General features: G+C 70.9%; 26 protein-coding genes. 17 read left to right on the forward strand and 9 right to left on the reverse strand.

Going from position 1 to position 21,721, the window contains the following annotated elements; genetic code table 11:
• Positions 1-51: 51 nt before the first annotated feature.
• Both ACW9TB_RS15150 and ACW9TB_RS15155 read right to left on the reverse strand, forming a co-directional pair.
• On the reverse strand, positions 52-450 hold the full coding sequence (locus tag ACW9TB_RS15150) for a YccF domain-containing protein (protein ID WP_472748651.1): 399 nt from the start codon (positions 448-450) through the stop codon (positions 52-54).
• Positions 451-641: 191 nt separating this feature from the next.
• The gene (locus ACW9TB_RS15155) at positions 642-1,469 is read right to left on the reverse strand and encodes a TIGR03084 family metal-binding protein (protein WP_472748652.1); all 828 of its coding nucleotides are present in this window, start codon (positions 1,467-1,469) and stop codon (positions 642-644) included.
• A 72-nt stretch (positions 1,470-1,541) separates the two neighbouring features.
• On the opposite strand from ACW9TB_RS15155, the gene ACW9TB_RS15160 reads away from it, so the two are divergent.
• The 6 genes from ACW9TB_RS15160 (at position 1,542) to ACW9TB_RS15185 (ending at position 5,529) form a co-directional block, all read left to right on the forward strand.
• Entirely contained in the window at positions 1,542-1,667 is a 126-nt protein-coding gene (locus ACW9TB_RS15160) for a hypothetical protein (RefSeq protein WP_472748653.1), read from the forward strand.
• Positions 1,668-2,027: 360 nt separating this feature from the next.
• Positions 2,028-3,710, forward strand: a complete 1,683-nt coding sequence (locus tag ACW9TB_RS15165; RefSeq protein WP_472748654.1) for a nitrite/sulfite reductase — start codon at positions 2,028-2,030, stop codon at positions 3,708-3,710.
• 40 nt (positions 3,711-3,750) lie between these two features.
• Positions 3,751-3,894, forward strand: a complete 144-nt coding sequence (locus tag ACW9TB_RS15170) for a hypothetical protein (RefSeq protein WP_012893136.1) — start codon at positions 3,751-3,753, stop codon at positions 3,892-3,894.
• Positions 3,891-4,058, forward strand: coding sequence for a hypothetical protein (locus tag ACW9TB_RS15175; RefSeq protein ID WP_472748655.1), 168 nt, complete (start codon positions 3,891-3,893; stop codon positions 4,056-4,058). The genes ACW9TB_RS15170 and ACW9TB_RS15175 overlap by 4 nt, the downstream gene beginning before the upstream one ends.
• Positions 4,055-4,783, forward strand: coding sequence for a phosphoadenylyl-sulfate reductase (locus ACW9TB_RS15180; protein WP_329083912.1), 729 nt, complete (start codon positions 4,055-4,057; stop codon positions 4,781-4,783). The genes ACW9TB_RS15175 and ACW9TB_RS15180 overlap by 4 nt, the downstream gene beginning before the upstream one ends.
• Complete coding sequence (locus ACW9TB_RS15185) at positions 4,780-5,529, forward strand: sirohydrochlorin chelatase (protein ID WP_472748656.1); 750 nt, start codon at positions 4,780-4,782, stop codon at positions 5,527-5,529. The genes ACW9TB_RS15180 and ACW9TB_RS15185 overlap by 4 nt, the downstream gene beginning before the upstream one ends.
• Before the next feature lie 22 nt (positions 5,530-5,551).
• Here ACW9TB_RS15185 and ACW9TB_RS15190 read toward each other — a convergent pair whose 3' ends face one another.
• The 3 genes from ACW9TB_RS15190 to ACW9TB_RS15200 form a co-directional block, all read right to left on the reverse strand.
• A complete protein-coding gene (locus tag ACW9TB_RS15190; protein ID WP_472748657.1) occupies positions 5,552-6,358 on the reverse strand; it encodes a hypothetical protein in 807 nt (268 codons plus the stop codon).
• A gap of 1 nt (position 6,359) precedes the next feature.
• Complete coding sequence (locus ACW9TB_RS15195; protein ID WP_472748658.1) at positions 6,360-6,857, reverse strand: SigE family RNA polymerase sigma factor; 498 nt, start codon at positions 6,855-6,857, stop codon at positions 6,360-6,362.
• 111 nt (positions 6,858-6,968) lie between these two features.
• Positions 6,969-7,778, reverse strand: a complete 810-nt coding sequence (locus ACW9TB_RS15200) for a DUF1707 SHOCT-like domain-containing protein (RefSeq protein WP_472748659.1) — start codon at positions 7,776-7,778, stop codon at positions 6,969-6,971.
• A gap of 226 nt (positions 7,779-8,004) precedes the next feature.
• Here ACW9TB_RS15200 and ACW9TB_RS15205 point away from each other — a divergent pair, with 226 nt between their 5' ends.
• The 4 genes from ACW9TB_RS15205 (at position 8,005) to glgX (ending at position 14,252) form a co-directional block, all read left to right on the forward strand.
• Positions 8,005-9,462 (forward strand): ankyrin repeat domain-containing protein, encoded by a 1,458-nt coding sequence (locus ACW9TB_RS15205; RefSeq protein ID WP_472748660.1) that lies wholly within the window; start codon positions 8,005-8,007, stop codon positions 9,460-9,462.
• A gap of 206 nt (positions 9,463-9,668) precedes the next feature.
• Positions 9,669-11,288, forward strand: coding sequence for an isovaleryl-CoA dehydrogenase (locus ACW9TB_RS15210; protein ID WP_472748661.1), 1,620 nt, complete (start codon positions 9,669-9,671; stop codon positions 11,286-11,288).
• A 116-nt stretch (positions 11,289-11,404) separates the two neighbouring features.
• Positions 11,405-11,833 carry an OsmC family protein gene (locus ACW9TB_RS15215; RefSeq protein ID WP_472748662.1) on the forward strand — a complete coding sequence of 143 codons (429 nt, stop codon included), beginning with the start codon at positions 11,405-11,407 and terminating at the stop codon, positions 11,831-11,833.
• A gap of 298 nt (positions 11,834-12,131) precedes the next feature.
• Complete coding sequence (glgX, locus tag ACW9TB_RS15220) at positions 12,132-14,252, forward strand: glycogen debranching protein GlgX (protein ID WP_472748663.1); 2,121 nt, start codon at positions 12,132-12,134, stop codon at positions 14,250-14,252.
• Positions 14,253-14,290: 38 nt separating this feature from the next.
• On the opposite strand, the gene ACW9TB_RS15225 is transcribed toward glgX, so the two are convergent.
• Complete coding sequence (locus ACW9TB_RS15225) at positions 14,291-14,677, reverse strand: hypothetical protein (protein ID WP_472748664.1); 387 nt, start codon at positions 14,675-14,677, stop codon at positions 14,291-14,293.
• Between the two features lie 296 nt (positions 14,678-14,973).
• Here ACW9TB_RS15225 and ACW9TB_RS15230 point away from each other — a divergent pair, with 296 nt between their 5' ends.
• The 4 genes from ACW9TB_RS15230 to ACW9TB_RS15245 all read left to right on the forward strand — a co-directional run bounded on the left by ACW9TB_RS15230 (position 14,974) and on the right by ACW9TB_RS15245 (position 17,714).
• Positions 14,974-15,711, forward strand: coding sequence for a pyrimidine reductase family protein (locus ACW9TB_RS15230; RefSeq protein WP_472748665.1), 738 nt, complete (start codon positions 14,974-14,976; stop codon positions 15,709-15,711).
• 193 nt (positions 15,712-15,904) lie between these two features.
• Positions 15,905-16,276, forward strand: a complete 372-nt coding sequence (locus ACW9TB_RS15235) for a hypothetical protein (protein WP_472748666.1) — start codon at positions 15,905-15,907, stop codon at positions 16,274-16,276.
• Positions 16,277-16,499: 223 nt separating this feature from the next.
• Positions 16,500-16,889: a hypothetical protein gene (locus ACW9TB_RS15240; protein WP_472748667.1), complete on the forward strand. Its 390-nt coding sequence runs from the start codon at positions 16,500-16,502 to the stop codon at positions 16,887-16,889.
• Between the two features lie 15 nt (positions 16,890-16,904).
• A complete protein-coding gene (locus tag ACW9TB_RS15245; RefSeq protein WP_472748668.1) occupies positions 16,905-17,714 on the forward strand; it encodes a hypothetical protein in 810 nt (269 codons plus the stop codon).
• 231 nt (positions 17,715-17,945) lie between these two features.
• On the opposite strand, the gene ACW9TB_RS15250 is transcribed toward ACW9TB_RS15245, so the two are convergent.
• Complete coding sequence (locus ACW9TB_RS15250) at positions 17,946-18,398, reverse strand: YbaB/EbfC family nucleoid-associated protein (protein WP_472748669.1); 453 nt, start codon at positions 18,396-18,398, stop codon at positions 17,946-17,948.
• 106 nt (positions 18,399-18,504) lie between these two features.
• The gene (locus tag ACW9TB_RS15255; protein ID WP_472748670.1) at positions 18,505-18,990 is read right to left on the reverse strand and encodes an NUDIX domain-containing protein; all 486 of its coding nucleotides are present in this window, start codon (positions 18,988-18,990) and stop codon (positions 18,505-18,507) included.
• Positions 18,991-19,657: 667 nt separating this feature from the next.
• Here ACW9TB_RS15255 and ACW9TB_RS15260 point away from each other — a divergent pair.
• The 3 genes from ACW9TB_RS15260 (at position 19,658) to ACW9TB_RS15270 (ending at position 20,980) form a co-directional block, all read left to right on the forward strand.
• Positions 19,658-20,161 carry a cupin domain-containing protein gene (locus ACW9TB_RS15260; protein ID WP_472748671.1) on the forward strand — a complete coding sequence of 168 codons (504 nt, stop codon included), beginning with the start codon at positions 19,658-19,660 and terminating at the stop codon, positions 20,159-20,161.
• 116 nt (positions 20,162-20,277) lie between these two features.
• Positions 20,278-20,679: a peptide-methionine (R)-S-oxide reductase MsrB gene (msrB, locus tag ACW9TB_RS15265; protein WP_344746678.1), complete on the forward strand. Its 402-nt coding sequence runs from the start codon at positions 20,278-20,280 to the stop codon at positions 20,677-20,679.
• Positions 20,680-20,845: 166 nt separating this feature from the next.
• Positions 20,846-20,980 (forward strand): hypothetical protein, encoded by a 135-nt coding sequence (locus ACW9TB_RS15270; protein ID WP_472748672.1) that lies wholly within the window; start codon positions 20,846-20,848, stop codon positions 20,978-20,980.
• A 29-nt stretch (positions 20,981-21,009) separates the two neighbouring features.
• Here the strand turns inward: ACW9TB_RS15270 and ACW9TB_RS15275 are convergent, their stop codons facing one another.
• Complete coding sequence (locus ACW9TB_RS15275; protein ID WP_472748673.1) at positions 21,010-21,591, reverse strand: hypothetical protein; 582 nt, start codon at positions 21,589-21,591, stop codon at positions 21,010-21,012.
• Positions 21,592-21,721 lie beyond the last annotated feature (130 nt).

Genomic DNA, 21,721 nt, shown 5'->3' on the forward strand with positions numbered 1-21,721 from the left:
CGAATCTCACCCATCTGCCCGTAACACCCGCCGCGAAACCCGCCGCTGGATCTACCTGCGGTAGAACGCCTCGGCGTCGCCGGTGTCGACGATGCGCGCGCCCAGCGGCAGCAGGGAGACCGGGATCAGCTTGAGGTTGGCCAGGCCCAGCGGGATGCCGATGATCGACAGGAAGAGCGGGATCGAGGTCAGCAGGTGCCCGATCGCCAGCCAGATCCCGGCCACGAGGAACCAGATCACGTTGCCGACGGTCGACAGCACGCCCGCCTCGGGGTCGCGCACCACGGTCCGGCCGAAGGGCCACAGCGCGTAGGCGGCGATCCGGAACGACGCGATGCCGAACGGGATGGTGATGATCAGGACACAGCACACGACTCCCGCGAGGACGTAGCCGATCGCCAGCCAGATTCCCGCGAAGACCAACCAGATGACGTTCAACAGCGTCCGCATATTTACGAGCATGTCAGGCGAGATGGGGCCGTTCCCATCCGGTGTCCCCCTGGCATACCCCTGATCCGGCCCGGGCCCATCCCTTACTCCGGCACGCCGGGCCGGGCGGAACCTGTCCTTTACCCCGGCCACCCCGATACCCCGGCCACCCCGACCGCTCCGGCCACTCCTGGCCGGGCGTGGCCTGTCCTTTACCCCGGCTCCCCCGGCTCCCCCGACCGCTCCGGCCACTCCGGCCCGAGCGGGGCCCGCCCCTTGCCCGGCGGCCCGGCGAAGGCCTGGGCGATCGCGGCCCACGTCCGGGCGATCTCGCCGCGTACCAGCAGGGACGTGTCGGCGAGGTGGCGGCGCTGGACCACCAGGAGGCAGAAGTCGACCATGGTGCCGCGGACCACGTCGACGGCGTCCGGGGGCCCGGCCTCCCACGGCGACCCGTCGGGCATGGTCAGCTCCACCCGCACCGGGCGCGACGGCGGCTCCAGGCCGCGCACCGCGAAGCCGTACGGCATGGCGCGCACCCCGAGCGTCGCCACGTGCCTGAGCCTGGCGGTCGGCACGCGTGCGACGCCGAGCGCGTCCGCCACGTCCTGCCCGTGGGCCCAGGTCTCCATCAGGCGCGCGGTGACGAAGGACGCGGCCGACATCTCCGGCCCGTACCAGGGCAGCCTGGCACCGGCGTCCAGCCGGGCGAAGGACTCCAGGACCCTGGCCCTCGCCTCGCGGAACCACTCGTGGATCTGGGCGGCGGTCAGGCCGCGCGAGGCGGCGGCGAGCTCGTCCACGGCGGAGTCCCCGCGGGCGAGGAACGCGGGCAGCGCGGCGCGGAACGCCTCGGGGTCGTCGGCGGAGACGGTGGCGGCGTCGTCGAACCAGGCGAGGTGGCCGACCTGGTCCCGTACCGCCCAGCCCTCGGCCGGGGTGGGCAGTTCCCACTCGTCCGGGCCGAGACCTGCGATCATGGCGTCGAACTCGGCCGTCTCGGCGCGCAGGTCCGCCAGCAGCTCGTCCATCAGACCCATGACGCCTCCCTGTCGCGGCCCAGACAAGGGTAACCGAGTGACGTTCTAGGAGGAACGGCGCAGAATGGACCCATGATCTGCGAGGAGTGCAAGGAGCGCCGGCACGAGAAGTGCCCGGGCGGCTCGTGGTGCGACTGCCAGCACCAGCCCGCCCCCGAGCCCCGGGAGTCGGCCCTGGACTGGCCCCGCCAGGGCTGACCGGACATCCCGGCGCCCCGCCGCCCCCGGCCCCTTCGGCTCCCCGGCGCGGGCCCGGACACCACGGCCGCGTCCAGATGGTGGACCCCACGTTGGACATCCACGGTGCCCGAGGTATCGTCGTAGACATGCCAGCGGACCCATTGCTCGTCGTGCGACGCCACGTCGACCTCCTGCGTGTCCGCAGTGCCATCTGTTGTGACGTCCGTTAACCGTCGCCCCCTGCTGATTTCACCCAGCTCGGCCGCGTAACAGGCGTCCTCCTCTGAGTAATCGACCCCCGCACTCGACGATGAGGCGGGAGGTGCCGCCCGTGCGCGTCCGGAAATCATTCCATCGAGCCACAATAAGGACGCGCGCATGACGACCCCTGCCCGGTCGGCGAATCGACATCACAAGCGCCCGCGCGGCGAAGGTCAGTGGGCTCTCGGTTACCGCGAGCCGCTGAACAAGAACGAGGAGAACAAGAAGAACGACGACGGGCTCAACGTCCGTCAGCGGATCATCGACGTCTACTCCAAGCGCGGCTTCGACTCCATCGACCCCGCCGACCTGCGGGGCCGGATGCGCTGGTTCGGGCTCTACACCCAGCGCAAGCCCGGGATCGACGGCGGCAAGACCGCGATCCTGGAGCCGGAGGAGCTCGACGACCGCTACTTCATGCTCCGCGTCAGGATCGACGGCGGCCGGCTCAACCTGGCCCAGCTGCGGGTCATCGCCGACATCTCCAACCTCTACGGCCGGGGCACCGCCGACGTCACCGACCGGCAGAACATCCAGCTGCACTGGATCGAGATCGAGGCCGTTCCCGACATCTGGGAGCGCCTGGAGTCGGTGGGCCTGTCCACCACCGAGGCCTGCGGCGACACCCCGCGCGTCATCCTGGGCTGCCCGCTGGCCGGGATCGACACCGAGGAGGTCCTCGACGGCTCCGCGCAGATCCAGGAGATCTACGACACCTACATCGGCGACCCTGCCTTCTCCAACCTGCCGCGCAAGTTCAAGTCCGCGGTGAGCGGGTGCCCGGCGCACTGCACCGTGCACGAGATCAACGACGTGGCGTTCGTGGGCGTCGTGAACGAGAGCGGCGAGCGCGGCTTCGACCTGTGGGTGGGCGGCGGCCTGTCCACCAACCCGATGCTGGGCAAGCGGCTGGGCGTTTTCCTCACCCCCGACCAGGTCGCCCCCGCCTACGGCGGCGTGATCGGCATCTTCCGCGACTACGGCTACCGCCGCCTGCGCCACCGGGCCAGGATCAAGTTCCTGATCAGCGACTGGGGTCCCGAGAAGTTCCGCGACGTCCTGGAGAAGGAGTACCTCGGCTACACCCTGCCCGACGGCCCCGCGCCCGAGCGGCCGCGCGGCGGGCGCAGGGACCACGTGGGCGTCTTCCCGCAGAAGGACGGCAACTTCTACGTCGGCTTCGCCCCGAAGGTCGGCCGCCTCGACGGCGACAAGCTGCACCTGATCGCCGACATCGCCGAGCGGCACGGCTCCGACCGGGTGCACACCACGGTCGAGCAGAAGATGGTCATCCTCGACGTGGCGCCCGACAGGGTCGACAGTCTCGTCGCCGAGCTGGAGGCGGGCGACCTGCGGGTCAAGCCCTCCACCTTCCGCCGCCAGACCATGGCGTGCACCGGTATCGAGTTCTGCAAGCTGGCCATCGTCGAGACCAAGGTCACCGCGGCCAACCTGATCGACGAGCTGGAGCAGCGGCTGCCCGACTTCAAGAGCCCGCTGACCATCAACGTCAACGGCTGCCCCAACTCCTGCGCCCGCATCCAGGTCGCCGACATCGGCCTCAAGGGCCAGCTCGTCGTGAACGACGAGGGCGAGCAGGTCGAGGGCTTCCAGATCCACCTGGGCGGCTCGCTGGGCGTCAACCCCGGCTTCGGCCGTAAGGTCCGCGGCCTGAAGACCACCTCCGAGGAGCTTCCCGACTACGTGGAGCGCGTGCTCCGCAACTTCGAGAAGCTGAAGAACGAGGACGAGACCTTCTCCGACTGGGTGCAGCGCGCCGACGACGCGGACCTGAAGTGAACGGCCGGGCAAGCGGGATGAGCGGGACGGGGGCGGGCGGATGAGCGAGCGAGCCGTTCCCTTCCACTGCCCGTACTGCGGTGAGGAAGACCTGGAGCCCTACGAGGGCGACGGCGGCTGGTACTGCCGGTCGTGCGTGCGCGCCTTCAAGCTGAAGTTTCTCGGAATCGGGGTGCGCTCGTGACGCGCGGCGAATCCGGTGCGGCGAACGCGACGGCCGCGGAGACCGGCGAGGTCACCGCGGTTCGTACGGCCCGCACGGCGAGTTCCGGCACGACGACGAGCGCGACGGCCCGCGAGGCACGACCTGCCCGCGCGGCGAACGAGGATTGGGTGAGCGAGCGATGACACTGGTGGACATCGAAGTCGGATTACGTCAGCAGCGGGGGACGCTCGACCTGCAGGAGATCGTCGAGTCGGCCGCGCGCTTCCTGGAGGACGCCTCGGCCCTGGAGATCATCCGCTGGGCGGCGGCGACCTTCGGCGACCGGCTCTGCCTGACCGCCTCCATGAGCGACGCCCTGCTGATCGACCTGGTCAGCCGGGTCAAGCCCGGCGTGGACGTGCTGTTCATCGACACCGGCTACCACTTCGCCGAGACGATCGGCACCCGTGACGCCGTCCAGCAGGTCTACGACGTCAACGTGATCGACGTGAAGCCGTCCCGCACGGTGGCCGAGCAGGAGCGCGACCTGGGCCCGCGCCTGTTCGGGCGCAACCCCGACCTGTGCTGCTACCTGCGCAAGGTCGAGCCGCTCAACCGCGCCCTGGAGCCGTACCTCGCCTGGGTCTCCGGCATCCGCCGCGACGAGGCCGTCACCCGCGCCGGCGTCAAGGTCGTCGAGTGGGACGCCAAGCGCCAGATGGTCAAGATCAACCCGATCGCCCGGTGGACGCAGGAGGACGTCGACAACTACATGGCCGACAACGGGGTGCTGATCAACCCGCTGCACTACGACAACTACCCCTCGATCGGCTGCGCCCCCTGCACCCGCCAGGTCGCCCCCGGGGAGGACCCGCGCAGCGGCCGCTGGGCGGGCATGGGCAAGACCGAGTGCGGGCTTCATATATGACGTGGCGTGCCCCTGGGACACCGCTGGTCGCGGTGGCGCACGGGTCGCGTGACCCGCGCGCCGCCGCGACGGTGGAGGACCTGCTCGACCGGGTACGGGAGGCGCGGCCCGATCTCCTCGTCCGCACCGCCTACCTCGACCACGCCTCCCCGACGCTTCCCGCGGCGCTGTCGGGGCTGGCCGAGGCGGCGGTGCTGCCGCTGCTGCTCACCGCGGCCTACCACAGCCGGGTCGACATCCCCGGCGCGCTGGCCGAGGCGACGGCCCGCAGGCCCCTGCTGCGCGTGCGCGTGGGCGCCACGCTGGGCCCGCACCCGCTGCTGGTCACCGCGCTGGAGCGGCGCCTGGCCGAGGCGGGCGTGCGGCCCGGCGAGCCCGGCACCGACGTGGTGCTGGTCTCGGCCGGTTCCAGCGACCCGCGGGCCAACGCCACGGTCGCCGGGATCGCCGGAGACTGGGCGAGGCTGCGCGGCTGGCGGTCGGTGACCGCCGCCTACGCCTCGGCCGCCGGGCCCACCCCCGAGGAGGCCGTGCTGCGCCTGCGGCGCTCGGGAGCCTCCCGGATCGTGGTCGCCCCCTACCTGCTGGCCCCCGGTCACTTCGCCGACAGGATCCGCCGCGAGACCCTGGCCGCGGGCGCCGACGCCGTCGCCGACGTGCTGGGCGCCGCCCCCGAGGTCGCCACGGTGCTGCTCGAACGCTACGAGCGGGCCGTCCACCGGCCAAGGGCCCTGGCCACCGCCTGAGCCCCGGCGGGGACGGAGCCGCTCAGGGGTTACCCGCAGGTGTGGCGTCCCCGCCCTCGCAGCTCAGGCGGACCATCTCCCCGGTGCGCGGATCCAGCTGGCGCACGTTGTCCCGGCAGGCCGGGGAGATCATCTCCCGTACGGTGAGCGACCACTGGAGGGGGAAGGGCCGCGCCGCGGCGAGCCGCTCCTGCCAGCCCTCGAAGAACCCCTCCATCCCCTCGGCCAGCTGCCCGGCCGTCCTGGGGGCCCCGCCGATCTCGCCGGGCAGTATGACCGCGGACACGGCCCGCCCCCCGGCCGGGCGATCCTCCTTCGGGATCACGCTGACGCCCGAGATGTTCCTGAAGATCTCCATGTTGTATCCGCCGGGACCGGTCCCGCAGACGTGCAGCTGGGGAGGGCCGTCGCCGATCCAGACGAGCGCGCGCCGCAGCGGCCCGGAGCAGCTGACGGTCACCTGCAGGGACCTGCCCCCGGATCCGATCCGGAGTTCCTCGCGTGTCCCGCCGGTTCCGTAGGCCCTCCTCGCGACCTCCTCCCCGGGGTACGCTCCGCCCATCGGCCGTGACGTCGTCGGGACGGTGGGGGACGGCCGGGCCATGACGCCGGTCCAGACGTCCGGGTCGTCGGCGACGCCGCCCGCGGGCGTGTTGAGGGCCGCCGCGACGACGAGGACGGCCGCGACCGCGCCGCCCGCCGTCCAGCGGCGCCGCCGCCTGATCGCGCGGACGCGCCGGTGGACACCGGCGACGGCCACGCCCCTGTTGCGGCTCTCGCCCTCGTCCTCGTTCAGGATCTCGCGCAGTTCGAATTCGGTGATCGTCATCTCAGCTTCCCGTGGTGATGGCGGCGACGGCCGCGGGATCGACGCGCAGCTTGCGCAGTGCCCGGCTGGCCTGGCTGCGTACGGTCGCCACCGAGCAGCCGAGGATCTCGGCGATCCGCTGGTCGGGCAGGTCGGCGAAGTAGCGCAGGACGATCACGGCCCGCTGTCGGCCGGGGAGCCCGGCCAGGACCTGCCGGACCGCCTCCCGCGTGGCCACCGTGTCCATCGCGTCGCCGTCCGGCGCCTCGGGGAGGACCGCGCTCGGCACCTCTCCTCGCCACCTGCGCCGCCACCAGGTGGCGTGGGTGTTGACCAGGATGCGGTAGACGTACGGGTCCGGATCGTCGCCCACCCTCCGCCAGGCGAGCCACGCCTTGGCCAGGGCCGTCTGCAACAGGTCCTCCGCGGTGCCCCAGTCGCGGCACAGCAGATAGGCGGCCCGTAACAGCCGGGCCGAGCGCTGCTCCACGTAGTACTCGAAGTCAGCCCGATCTCGCATCGGGGGATCCTCACTGTTCGGTGTGTGTCACCGATCACTACGCCGTGGAGACGCCGGGACGTTGCACGTGTCCCGGAGCCGCCCGCCGGGGAGCGGGAGGCGGGGCCGCCGTCAGTGGCGGGGCGGCTGAGGGGGGTGGGGAGGCTGGGGCGGCGCCGGGGGCCACGGGGGCGCGGGCGGATGCTGGTGCTGCGGGTGCGGCGGGTGCTGCGGATGGGAGGGGTGGACCTGGTGGGAACCCGGCCCGGCCCGGTGGTAACCCGGCTCCCCGCCGAGCTCGCCGCGCAGTTCGTCCCACTGCTTCCGCCAGGCGGCGATGGCCTTCTTGAGGGGTTTGGTCCTGGAGTCCCCGACCACCTTGACGTCTCCCATGAGGACGTAGGCGGTGACCCGGACGAGCGGCGCGTTCGTGCCCGGCGGCGCCTCGACGACCTGGACCTTCTTGTCCCCCATGATGGCGATGCCGTCGAGTTCGACGTCCACCCCGTCCGGGACGATGATCTTCACGTTCCCCATGACGGCGGTGGCCATGATGTCGACCACTCCCCCGGTGCGCACCTCGGCCTGCCGCAGGTCCAGCAGGACGTCGCCCATCACGGCGACGGCGCCGAGCGGCTTGTCGATCCGCCACGTGCCGCGCCGCTTGGAGCTGCTCATCACCGCCACGAACCAGCGCCGCACCTGGCCGCCCCGCTCCGCCGGAGGCGGGAAGTAGGCGGGGGACGCGGGCGCCGGACGGCCGCCGGGCAGGTCGGAGGTGACCACCGCCAGCTCGGCCTGGGTGACGGCGGTGTAGGCCGCCTCGGTGCGTTCGGTCAGCTCCCCGAGGGTCAGACGGCCCTCGACGGAGGCGACCCGCAGCCACTCGACGGCGGATTCCCGCTCTGCGTCCGAGACCCGCATTTCCCCGGGATCATTCATAACTCACAACATATCGCGAGTTGCCCTGATAGAGGATCCCCCTGGGCGAGGAAGGCCGACAAACACATCGGATGACGTCCCCTCACCGGGACACGGGGCTGGCTTACGGCCGCGCTGGGAGGGCACGCCATACAGGGCGCCACCTAGAGGGCGCGCACGGCCCGCCGGAGCGGCACGCCATGAGGCGTACGGCCGCATCGGGGAGCACGCCATATGATCCGGAGGCATGTACCGAGAACTCCTGGACGCGGTGGCGGCCAACGACGCCGAGCGGGCCGAGCGGCTGCTGCAGGGTGGCACGAGCGCCGACCCCGAAGGCGCGGAAGAGCCCACCGCCCTTTACCTGGCATCGAACCGGGGCCGCGTGGACGTCGTACGCGCGCTGCTGGCCCACGGAGCCGACCCCAACCGGATCAGCGGGGGCGAGGACGAGGGCCTGCCCCTGTCGGCGGCCTCCGCCTGGGACCGCGTCGAGGCCCTTGAGGCGCTACTGGCCGCCGGTGCCGACGTGTCGGGGCGGGAGGCCGGTGGGTGGACCGCCCTGCTCTGGGCCGCCGCCAACGGGCGCGACCACGCGGCCCGTACGCTGCTCGCGGCCGGGGCGAACCCCGAGGACGCCAACGAGAGCGGCGACACCGCGCTCACCCTGGCCACCCGGCGCGGCGCCCTGGGCGTCGTGCAGACGTTGCTGGGAGAGGGCGCCGAGGCCGACCGGCCCGACGGCGACGGCGACACGCCGCTGTCCATCGCCTACGACTGGCTGGGCACCCAGCTGGAGAGCGCGCTCCTGGAGCAGATCACCGAGCAGGCCCCCGAGGACTCGCAGTTCGTCGTGGGCCGCAGCAGGGCGAAGGACGGCACCGACCTGGTGACCGTCGCGGCGGTGGGCCCCGACGGGACCCGCGTGGCCGAGCTCACCTGCCAGCGCGGGCACGCGGCCGTCGCCACCCTGCTGGAGGACGCCACGGGTGAGCGGCTGCCGTTCGACGACCTGGTCGAGCGGGCGATGCCGTACCGGGACATCGACGAGGAGGCCGAGACCTGGTGGACCGTGGTCGGCTCGCTGAGCAAGCGCGGCGACGGTGAGACCTTCGACGCGGCGGCGCGGCTGTGCGCGAACGAGGATCCGCGCAAGCGCGAGTTCGCCGTCGACGTGATCGCCCAGCTCGGCTTCACCGAGGACGAGAAGCCGTACCTGGAGGAGGCGCTGCCGGTCCTGCGCCGGATGGCGGCCACCGAGGGCGACGAGCGGGTGCTGCGCTCGGTGCTCGGCGCGCTCGGCCACCACGCCGACCCGCGCGCCCTGCCCGAGGTGCTGGAGATCATCACCGCCGACGGCTGGACCCGCACCCAGGCCGACCCGGCCGCGCTGGCCGCCGTCCTGCCCCCGGGCCACGCCGAGGGGCTCGCGCTGCTCGTCTCCATGACCGAGGACCCCGACGCGGAGGTACGCGACTGGGCCACCATGGGCCTGGCGGGCCTGACCGAGGACCCGAAGGACAGCGAGCGGATCCGCGACGCGCTGGCCGCCCGCCTCGACGACGAGGACCTGAACACGGTCGCCGAGGCCACCCGCGGCCTCGCCACCCGGGGCGACGCGCGGGCCCAGCGGGGCGCCGACCGCGTGCTCGCCGAGAGTGACGAGGACGACGACTACATCCGCGATCTGGTCAAGAACCCGTGACCCGCGGGCCGGGCGCCCGGCCCGGCCGGCCGTTCCTCGTCCCGCCGTACGCGCCCGCGTACGGCGGGGTGAACTTCCGGAGGCCGGTGTCCGACTATGGACGAAAATCGGATATAGCGTCTAATAAAGGGCGCCACCCCTCCGAAAGGATGTTGAGATAGGCGCAGAAACCGGCGACGAGCCGGATGAGTGACCGGAGGCCGCACGTGACCCATGACGTCTTCAACCAGGCTCACCCGCTCACCGGGCACGACGTGTCCGCCGACGCCGCGCTGATGGACGGCGTGGAGCGCGAGGGTGCGGGATGGGCCACCGGGGAGCTGCACCGGCTCGGCCTTCTCGCCGGTTCCGAGCAGGCCCAGGACTGGGGACGGCTGGCGAACGAGCACCCGCCCGTCCTGCGCACCCACGACCGGTACGGGCGGCGGATCGACGAGGTGGAGTTCCATCCCGCCTGGCACGAGCTGATGACCGTCGCCGTCGACAACGGCATGCACGCCACCCCGTGGTCGAGCGCCAGGCCGGGCGCGCACGTGGCCCGCGCCGCCAAGTTCTACGTCTGGAGCCAGGTCGAGGCCGGGCACGGCTGCCCGATCTCGATGACCTACGCCTCGATCGCCGCGCTGCGCCACAGCCCGGCGCTCGCCGCCGACTGGGAGCCCCTGCTGGCCTCCCGCAGCTACGACTTCGGGCTGCGCCCGCCGCTCGGCAAGCGCGGCGTGCTCGCCGGGATGGCGATGACCGAGAAGCAGGGCGGCTCCGACGTGCGCGCGGGCACCACCCGCGCCGAACCACTGGGCGACGGAAGCTACGCCCTGACCGGGCACAAGTGGTTCAACTCGGCCCCGATGTGCGACGTGTTCCTGGTCCTCGCCCAGGCTCCGGGCGGGCTGTCGTGCTTCCTGCTCCCCCGCGTCCTTCCCGACGGCACCCTCAACGCCGTCCACCTGATGCGGCTGAAGGACAAGCTGGGCAACAAGTCCAACGCCAGCGCCGAGGTGGAGTACCACCGCGCGACGGCCTGGCTGGTCGGCGAGGAGGGCCGGGGGGTGCGGACCATCCTGGAGATGGTCAACATGACCCGGCTGGACTGCGTGATCGGCTCGGCGGCCGGCATGCGGCACGGCGTCACGCAGGCCGTCCACCACACCCGGCACCGCGGCGCGTTCGGCAGGAAGCTCGCCGACCAGCCGCTGATGCGCAACGTCCTGGCCGACCTGGCCCTGGAGTCGGAGGCCGCGACCGTCCTGATGACGCGGCTGGCCGGGGCCACCGACCGGGCCATCGCCGGGGACCAGGCCGAGGCCGCGCTGCGCCGCACCGCGCTGGCCGTGAGCAAGTACTGGGTCTGCAAGCGCGCCCCGGTCCACGCGGCGGAGGCGCTGGAGTGCCTGGGCGGGAACGGCTACGTCGAGGAGTCGCAGATGCCCCGGTTGTTCCGCGAATCGCCGCTGAACGGCATCTGGGAGGGGTCGGGGAACGTCGCGGCGCTGGACGTGCTGCGCGCCCTGGGCCGCGAGCCCGAGGCGCGGGAGGCGTTCTTCGCCGAGGTCGCGCTCGCCGCCGGAGCCGACCGGCACCTGGACGCCGCCGCCGACCGCCTGCGCAAGTCCCTGGACGACACCACCGACTTCGAGGTCCGCGCCCGGCGCGTCGCCGAGGACATGGCGCTGGTGCTGCAGGGCTCCCTGCTCGTGCGGCTGGCTCCCCCGGCCGTGGCCGACGCCTTCTGCGTCTCCCGCCTGGGTGGCGACGCGGGCCGCGCCTTCGGCACCCTGCCCGCCGGTCTGGACCTGGACGTCCTCGTCGAGCGCGCCTCCTTCTGACTTCTGACTTCCGATGTACGGCGTCCGGGGTAACGGGTGCTCCGGGACACGGTCGGGTCACGGCGCCGAGTAGGGTCGGTCATGGCCAACGGTTCATGATCGAAAGGACAATCGCCATGGCGACGACACGTACCGCGACGACCCAGTGGAAGGGCGCGCTGCTCAATGGTTCGGGCACCGTCTCCCTCGAATCCTCCGGGGTGGGCACGTTCGACGTGTCCTGGCCCTCGCGCGCCGAGCAGGCCAACGGCAAGACCTCCCCGGAGGAGCTCATCGCGGCCGCCCACTCCTCGTGCTTCTCGATGGCCCTCTCCCACGGGCTCGCCCAGGCCGGCACCCCGCCCCAGACCGTGGAGACGACGGCCGACGTGACCTTCCAGCCGGGCGAGGGCATCACCGGGATCGTCATCTCGGTCCGCGCCCAGGTTCCGGGCCTGACGGCCGAGCAGTTCCAGGAGGCGGCCGAGACGGCCAAGGCCAACTGCCCGGTGAGCAAGGCCCTCTCGGGCACGACGATCAGCCTCAACGCCGAGCTGCTGAGCTGATCGCGGCCGTACGCGCACGATCGGGCTGACCGGGACCGAACCGCTCCGCCGGGCGCGACCCCGGAGCGGTCGGTCGCCTCGAACCGGTCACCCTGGGTGGTCGGCGGCGGGCCGATCACGACGCCTTCGCGGCCACGCGTGTCCCGCCGGGCACGCGTGGTCACGTGACGCGTACGGAAACGGTAGGTACGGAAAGCACGCCATACCCCGGATACGAAACTCCTCCATACCACCTTAAAGTGACAGGGGCGAGAACACCCTGCACAAAGGGAGCCTTACCAGAGGAGAATAGGGTTACATGCGCGCAGTCTGGCCGGGAGAGTCTTATCCGCTCGGCGCCACCTGGGATGGCGTGGGTACCAACTTCTCACTGTTCTCCGAAGTAGCGGAGCGTGTCGAACTCTGCCTTTTCGGAGACGACGGCCGCGAGGAGCGCGTCGAGCTGACCGAGGTCGACGGATTCGTCTGGCACGGCTACGTCCCGGGCATCATGCCCGGACAGCGGTACGGCTACCGGGTCCACGGCCCCTACAACCCCTCCCAGGGGCACCGGTGCAATCCTTCCAAGCTGCTTCTCGATCCCTACGCCAAGGCCGTCGAGGGTGACGTGAAATGGAACGAGGCGATGTTCTCGTACCGGTTCACCGACCCGGGCAACCGCAACGACGAGGACACCGCCCCCTTCATGCCGAAGAACGTGGTGACCAACCCGTTCTTCGAGTGGGGCAACGACAGGTCGCCCCGGACCCCGTACCACCAGACCGTGATCTACGAGGCGCACGTGCGCGGGCTCACGATGCGCCACCCCGCGGTGCCCGAGGAGCAGCGCGGCACCTACGCGGGGCTGGCGCACCCGGCGGTCATCGAGCACCTGCTCAGCCTGGGCGTCACCGCGGTGGAGCTGATGCCGGTGCACCAGTACGTGCCCGAGCACGCGATGGTCGCCCGGGGGCTGACCAACTACTGGGGCTACAACACGATCGCCTACCTGGCCCCGCACGCCGCCTACTCCGGCTCGGGCCAGCGCGGCGAGCAGGTGCCGGAGTTCAAGGCGATGGTACGGGCGCTGCACGAGGCGGGGATCGAGGTCATCCTCGACGTGGTCTACAACCACACCGCCGAGGGCGACCACATGGGGCCCACGCTGGGCTTCCGCGGCATCGACAACCGGGCGTACTACCGCCTGCACGACGGCGACCGGCGCTACTACCTCGACTACACCGGCTGCGGCAACTCCCTCAACGTCCGCTCGCCGCACGCCCTCCAGCTGATCATGGACTCGCTGCGCTACTGGGTGCTGGAGATGCACGTGGACGGCTTCAGGTTCGACCTGGCCTCCGCCCTCGCTCGCGAACTGCACGACGTCGACCGGCTGAGCGCCTTCTTCGACCTGATCCAGCAGGACCCGGTGATCTCCCAGGTGAAGCTGATCGCCGAACCGTGGGACGTGGGCCCCGGCGGCTACCAGGTCGGCAACTTCCCGCCGCTGTGGATGGAGTGGAACGGCAAGTACCGCGACAGCGTGCGCGACTTCTGGCGCGGGAGCGGGTCCGCGCTGCCCGAGTTCGCCTCCCGGCTGACCGGGTCCGCCGACCTCTACGCCATCTCTGGGCGCCGCCCGGTGGCTTCCATCAACTTCGTCACCTGCCACGACGGGTTCACCCTGACCGACCTGGTCTCCTACGACCACAAGCACAACGAGGCCAACAAGGAGAACAACCGCGACGGCACCGACGACAACCGGTCGTGGAACTGCGGGGCCGAGGGCCCGGTGGAGGACCCGGGGATCGTGAGCCTGCGCCGGCGCCAGCGCCGTAACCTCCTGGTCACCCTGTTCATCTCCCAGGGCGTGCCGATGCTGCTGGCCGGTGACGAGATCGGCCGGACCCAGCACGGCAACAACAACGCCTACTGCCAGGACAACGAGACCTCCTGGGTCGACTGGTCGCTGGTCAGGAGCGAGGGAGATCTCCTCGACTTCGTCAGGAGCCTGTCCAAGCTGCGGCGCGAGCACCCCGTGTTCCAGCGGCGCCGCTTCTTCCACGGTCACAAGGCCGACGACGGGACCCGCGACATCGTCTGGCTCACCCCGGCCGGGGAGGAGATGTCGGCCGGTGACTGGCACACCGGCTACGCCAAGTCGCTGACCGTCTTCCTGAACGGCGACGCCATCACCGAACCGGGCACCCGGGGCGAGCGGATCGCGGACGACTCGTTCCTGCTCCTGATCAACGCCCACCACGAGGACATGTCCTTCACCCTTCCCGAGGCGAGGTACGGCAAGCGGTGGCAGCGCGTGCTGGACACCGCCGACGACGGGCCGGGCGAGTCCCCGTTCCCCGAGGAGTCCTGGCCCGCCGAGTCGTCGGTCGAGGTGACCGCGCGCTCGGTACGGATCCTGCGCTGCGCGCGCCTGTAGGGGTCTTCCGTACCTCTCTCGGACCTCCGTACCTCTCTCTAGACTCCGGACGCGATCGCGGCGGTGAGCAGGACGAGCACGAACGTCACCACCCCCACGGCGCCGTGCAGCAGGACGGCGACCGTGGGGAAGCGCTGCTCGGCGCCCCGGGCGTGACGGCCACCGCCCAGCCAGCGGGTGAACATCGCGAAGCCCAGCAGCGCGGAGGCCGAGAGCACGCCGAACGACAGCCAGGCGAAGAGCGGATCCAGGGTGACCACGTAGACGATCCAGCAGACCAGGGCGGAGACCGCCAGGATCGGATGAGCGAAGACCAGCAACGTCGGAAAGCGAGTGACCTTGGTCGCCTGCTGGCGCAACCCTCCCCCGGAGAGCCAGATGTACAGCAGGTAGATCCCGACCATCGCGGTGATCAACCAAGTCACAATCGCAACAAACCCCACACAGCCCTCCCGTGTCTCCAGGGATGAATCATGTATCGGGAGTCGCCCGAAGTCACTACAAGCCATCACAACCGTTATCGACCACGCTGTGAAAACCCGCGGACCGCCTTCACGCGAAGGTGAGAAAGCCTCCACGCGAAGGCGGAGCGACCGCGTACGGAGGCAGGGCGGCCTTCGCACGAAGGCGGGGTGACCTCCGCGCGGAGGTAGGGCGGTCGCATGCGAAGGTGGGGCAACCTCCGCGCGAAGGTGCGGCGGTCGCATGCGAAGGTGGGGCAATGCGCCTCATCCATCCCGAGACCTCCGACGAGGTCGACCTCGCGCGGGCCTACGCCTACCCGGACGGCCCGTGCCTCAGGATCAACATGGTCGCCAGCGCCGACGGCGGGACCTGGCTGAAGGGACTGTCGGGCGAACTGTCCGGCAGGGGCGACCGCCAGGTCTTCTGGGTGCTGCGCGGGCTGGCCGACGTCGTCGTGGCCGGGGCGGCGACCGTACGGGCCGAGGGGTACGGCCCGGCACGGGCCAGGCCGTCGTGGCGGGGGCTGCGCGAGGGCCGCCCGGCCGTCCCGCCGGTGGCGGTGATCACCCGTGGGCTCGACCTCGATCTGTCGGGCCCGCTGTTCGCCGAGGCGGAGCCGTACGCCCGGACGATCGTCGTCACCTGCGAGGCCGCGCCCAGGGAGCGGCGCGAGGAGGCCGCCAGGCACGCCGACGTGATCGTGGCCGGGGGCGAGCGGGTGGATCCGGCGCTGGCGGTACGGGAGCTCACCGAGCGCGGCCTGGGCCGGATGCTGTGCGAGGGCGGCCCGAAGGTCAACGCCCAGCTGGCCGCCGCGGACCTGGTCGACGAGCTCTGCCTCACGGTGAGCCCGATGCTGATCGGCGGGGACGCCGCCAGGGTCCTCGACGGCCCGCCCTCACTCGCGCGCCTGCGCCTGGCCCACGTCCTGGAGGACGAGGGGTTCCTCTTCACCCGGTACGTCCGGCGACGCGAGGAGGCCGGAACCGCCTGACACCGGAACTCCGGACACTCCCCGGTTCCGGGGGTCCGGGGGTCCGGGGGGCCGGGATCCTCCGACACCCGGGACACCGCGATTCCCCGACACCGAGACTTCCTCACGCCGGAGTCCGGTGGGTTCCGGCGGTCCGTGAGGCTGTATCGGCATTCGTATGGACATACTCCCAAAGAAGCGATATATCTCGAACATGCCACGAACCTCCTCCTCCGGTGACGACCTGCGCGCCTCCCTTGAGGCCCGCCGGGACCTCGGGCCGGAATACGAAGACTCCCTCGTCGAGGGTTTCCTGGAGAAGATGGACCAGGAGATCGACAAGCGGGTGGACGACCGGCTCGCCGCCCGTGCCCGCAAGGAAAGTCCCGCGGTCCGCCCCTCCGTGGACGCCGGGCAGCGACTGGCCCTGGCGATCGTCTCCCTCGTGCTCGGGGTGCCGGGGACGGTCGCGGTGTCCTACTCCGGCCTGGGCGACGCGCTCCTCGGGTTCGTCATGGTGCTCCTGTGGGTCGGGGTCATCGGCGTGAACGTGACGTTCACCACCGGGCGGCGCCGCCAGGGCTGACCTCCGCCACCCCCGCACGCTCCCGGACGAACACGCGCCCGGAAGGTTTCCCGGCACGGCCGAGCCCCGCTCACCCGTGCCGGGCTTTTTCATCTTTGTCACAAAGATCAGAGAAGACTGTGATGTTGACGATTCTCCTGGTTTACTCCTCGTTCATGGAAGGGAAATACGGAGTCGCGCCGCGGGGGTGCGGCACGCGTGACATCCAGGAGGCCGGTGCGCAGTGGTCGACGTCAACACCGAGGCCCTCAAGGCCGCTACCCAGGACTTGATCAGCACTCTCCGTCCCATCGCGGAGCAGGTCGGCACCCTGGCCGAGGGCACCCATCTCAACGCCCTCCAGTGGGGGGTCATCGGCGCGGTCACGGTGGCCAACAACTACACACCGGCCCGCGAGTACCAGGCCAAACAGGCCGCCGACTTCGTCAAATGCCTCGACGGCATCAACGCGGGACTGCTCAGCGTGGTGCTCCACTACCGGGAGGCCGAACTGGCGACCGCCACCCGCGCACAGGACGCGCAGAAGATGGCGGACCTCCCGGCCAAGATCGCGTTGGACAGGTCCGACCTCGAAAAGGCGACGCAGGGCAAGGCCCTGGGGCCCACCGACTAGACAGGGGGAGGCCCCATGGCGGGCGAAGAGGCTTTCATCGGCGGTGCCGCCGAGGTCGCCGTCATCGGCGGGATGAAGGCCCTGGGCAAGTACGGCCCGGCATGGGCCGCCAGCCTGGCGAAGATCCAGCTGGCCGGAACGCTGGCCAGGCCCGCGGCGGGCGCGTCGGCCGTATGGCTGCTCGCCCAGCCGTGGGGCGACGAGGCGATCACCAAGGTCTTCAACGACTGGCGCACGATCAACCTGAAGCTCACGCACCTGCGGAACAGGGAGTGGGACAACGAGCTCAAGGCGATCCAGACCGCCTGGCCGGAGGGCGAGGACCGCAAGGCCTTCGACACGTTCATGTCGGTGGTCTACCAGGAGGTCCAGCAACTGGAGACGGCCGCGCTGCAGATGGCCAACGCGGTGCAGAACGCCCAGTCGGACATCCACAAGATCGTCAACAACGCCGGGGTGGTCGTCGACAGCCTCCTGGGCATCATCATCGCCTCGGAGATCGCCGAGCTGATCGGCAAGCAGATGATGGCCTCGGCCATACCGCCGGTCGCCGCGAAGGGCGCCGTGATCGCGGCGATGGCCAAGGCCACCCAGGAGTCGTCCGGGCTCCTGCTGATGGGCACCGCGGTCAACACGATCGTCGGCGCGACGGCGGCCATCATCTTCAGCTTGGGCAACCTGACCTCGCTGATGAGCGCGGACAACCAGTTCCCCATGCCGCAGGCCAACCTCGACAGCGACGGCGCGGACGGCAAGACGGACTTCGACGACATCGTGCGCAAAAGCGCGGTCAGATCGCCGGGGGAAGGCTGGTCCTACACCTGACCGCGTACGCGGGGCGGGGCGTGCCCCCGCCCCGCGTACGGCTGGCGTCACACGAACACCGATACGCGTGGCCGCGTCAGGGCGCTTCAGAGTACGTATCTGTCGCACGTCGCACGAGCACCGGCGCGGCCCCGGCGCGTGCCCATGTCCGACCTCGTACCCGCCGCACGGCTCCGGCACGGGACCGTGTCAGGCCCCGTACCTGTCCCGTGGATTCGGCGCGGGGCCGCGTCAGGCCTCGTACTTGTCGCGCATCTCCCGCAGGTTCCGCAACGCCTCGGCGACGCGCGGATCCGCAGAGATGCCGGTCCCCGAGTCCAGGCCGGGCATCCGCCCCTGCAGCGCCTCGCTGAAGCCCGTCATGCCGCCGAGCAGGGGGGCGAGCACCTCGTCCATCCGGGCGGCGGCCACCTTCGTGGCCTCCCCGACGGCCTCCATGATCGCCTCTCCCAGCGCCTCGGAGCCCAGTCTCATGGCCCTGGGGTTGATGTCGACGCCCAGCAGGGCCCCGCCGGGGGCGACCTCCACCTTCACCAGCCCGTCGGCCGCCTCGCCGTGGCCCCGCATCTCGGCCAGCTCCTCGCGCATCCCCTCGTACCGCGCCGAGAGCTTGTCGAACCCCTCCGCCAGCCGGTCCACCTCAGGGTTGCCTGTCCGCCCGAAGCGGCCGTCAGCCGTGGTCATCCGATCCTCCAGGAAACGACTCAAGATCAAAGAACACCGTACGCACTCTAATACCCCGTCCGGCCGCGGCGCGGGTCCGCCACGAGGGGATGTGTGACGGCGACGTTCAGACGTGCACGGCCGACCAGCCGATGTGGGGGGCCGCGCGGCCGAGCAGGCTGGGCAGCGCGGGGTGGAGGCCGGAGGGCAGCTCGTCCTCGCCGAACCAGGTCAGGTTCACGACGCGGTCCGGCTCCGACGACGTGACCTCCCGCGGGTCGACCAGCACCGCGAACTGGACGGACACCCAGTGCGTCAGCAGGTCTCCCGAGGTCCGCCGCACGTTGACCACCCCCACCTGGACCAGGTCCTGGGCGGTGGCGCCGAACTCCTCCCCCACCTCGCGCCGCACGCACTCCTCGAAGTCCTCGCCGAACCCGAGCTCGCCCGCGCCGGAGTCCCATACCCCACGGCTGTCTCTCGCCCTGGGACCGCGCATGTGGAGGAGGACGCGGCCCGCGCCGTCGTGACAGACGAAGCTACAGCTGACCCCGATGTGGGCACGACCCGCCGGGCGGGGATCGACAAGGGTCCGGTCGTCGCGGTCGCTCAAGGAAATCCGTCCTGGGGGAGGGGAGGCGCGGGCGTCCGCCCGCCGGTCGGGAACAACCGTAGGCCAACAGGAGGCCGAACCGCACTGCGATATCGGCCGCACCCACCCCGGGGCCGTCGACACGGGTAGGTCCGCCCCGGAGCCGCCACGGCGGCGGGACCGGGCACTCAACGGGACGGACCGCACAATCACCTGCCGTACCCACCGGTGTCCAGGCGCTGGCGCGCCGCCCGGACGGTGGCATCGTGGCCGATCCGCGGAACGCGGAACGACCGGCAGATGATTTCACCCCTCAGCGGGAAGGCGAAACACCCCCCACATACCTAAAGACGCTAAAACGGTCATCAAAGGATGCTTCGCCCTTCAAAATTTTTCCGGCCACACACGGGGCACTTCGGACGCATCGATACCGCGCACGGCCTCCCGCGAACCACGGGCCCCACCTCCGGCGTTCCGGACTCGAACGAATGCCCGCCCGATCGCCGAACGGGACCGCGAGGCCGTCGATACCCTGCGGCGACAGTGCCCCTCCCCCGCCAAGGGCGATAATTGCCCCATGAATCCTGCCGTTGAATGACCCATTCCATGGGCCTTTGCCCGTCGTAGATTCGCCGGTGTCAGCGAGAGAGGCCCGGTGGGAAACCGGGCCGGACATCCGGGAGAACCCATGAACACCGGCACGAACCAGCCGACCACCCCCGTTCTGGTCCACGCCGCGGACGCCGAGTCCCTGCAGGACGGCGCCACCAGCCTGATCACGCTACTCGCCGACGCGGGCGCGACCGGCGGCGCGCTGACCGTCAACCGGGCGTCCCTCAGCAAGGGCTCGCCGGGCGCTCCCGCGCACTTCCACACCAGGGCCACCGAGATGTTCTTCATCTTGGACGGCACGGCGCGCATCCTCGTGAACGACGAGATCCTGACCCTGGGCAAGGGCGACTTCCTGACCGTCCCGCCGACCGTGCCGCACGCGTTCGCGCCCGCCCCCGGCTGTGAGGCCGAGATGCTGGTGGTCTTCACCCCCGGCATGCACCGATTCGACTACTACCGGCTGCTGGAGCGCGTCTACCGCGGCGAGGCCACGGTGCGGGACATCCGCGACAGCTCACAGGAGTACGACAACCACTACTTCGACAGCCCCGTCTGGTCGAAGTCCCTCGCCGAACGCTGAGCACCCGTCCGGGCCGCGCTCCCCCGTGGCCCGCCGTCGCGGTCGTCCTCCAGCACCGCCCTCCCGGCCCCGAACCCCCTCCTGCGCCCGCCTCGGCGACCGCATAGGCTGGTGGAATGGACAAGGTGGTAAAGAGCGACGCCGAGTGGCGCGTCCAGCTCTCTCCCGAGGAGTTCCGCGTGCTCCGCCAGGCGGGGACCGAGCGCCCCTTCACCGGCGAGTACGTCGACACCAAGACGGTGGGCGTCTACAGCTGCCGGGCCTGCGGCACCGAACTGTTCCGGTCCGATACCAAATTCGACAGTCACTGCGGCTGGCCGAGCTTCTACGAGCCGTCGAAGTCCGAGGCGGTGACGCTGATCGAGGACCGCTCGATGGGCATGACCCGCGTCGAGGTCAGGTGCGCGACCTGCGACTCTCACCTCGGCCACGTGTTCCACGGCGAGGGGTACGGCACACCCACCGACGACCGTTACTGCATCAACTCCGTCTCGCTGAGACTGGAGCCCGTCGAGTAAGCTACCGGCTCACACCGAAGGCCCCGCCGGACCACATCCGGCGGGGCCTTCACGCGCTTGGACAGCCACATCGCCCCATCCGGAAGGTTAGCGAGCCGCCGGGAGGGGCAGTGCGTTACGCATAGTATCCGGAGACCTCCGAAGCGTGATCACCTAAGGAGCCCCCGTGCATCTCCGTCACAGATGGGAGATCATCGAGACCATCGGCCGGGTGGTCACCCAGCGCTGCTCGATCTGCGGCAAGACCAGGGTCCGGGTGATCCCGGTGGCGCCCCGCGCCGACTACCGCGGCCTCGGATAGCCGGACCGTCGTGGCCTCCGGTGGCCGGGCTATCGCGGCCTCGGGTAGGTGAGGCGGCAGTCGGAGTCGTCGGGGCCCAGGACGTTGGCCAGGACCGGGTTGCCGTTCTCCCCGAACTCGGCCTGGACGAAGACCACGGGGCTGGGCGTGCCGAGCTCTCCGACGAGATAGTCGACCCCCGCCTCGCAGAGCTTGATCGCCTGCTTCGAGTTGTCCGCCGTCTCCGGCAGGTCCGTATATATCCGTAGATAGCCGCCGACCATGCGGATGTCCTTGACCCGCTTGGCCGCCTTGCGGCTCTCGAAGTAGGCCATCGCCTTCTTGTCGGTGTGCCTGGACGGCCCCGACGCCTCGGTCTCCCTGTCCTTCTGGCGTTTCTTCTCGGCCTTGGACCGTTTCGCGGCGGACTCCTCGCCCTTCGTACCCTTCCCGTCCACCTCGGCGGCCACCACCGCGCCACCCGCCGCGCCGTTCGCCGGGGCCCCCGGCGGCGCCATCGCGGCCACCCCGCCGGGAACCGGCACCCGGGCCGTCTCACCCCCGGGAGCGGACCCGCCGGAAAACCACCCGCTCACCGCGAGGGCCCCCACCGCGAAGGCGACGACGGCCACCGAGACCTCGAGAACGCGTGAGCGAGACTTCTTTCTCCGGCGCCCCCGAGCACGCCGCCTGGATCGTGCCAGAGCTTCGCCCCTTTTCACCCTTGGCCTCACATAGACAGGTGATTTTCCCCGAGTATGA

The sequence above is a fragment of the Streptosporangium sp. H13245 genome, from assembly GCF_055690525.1.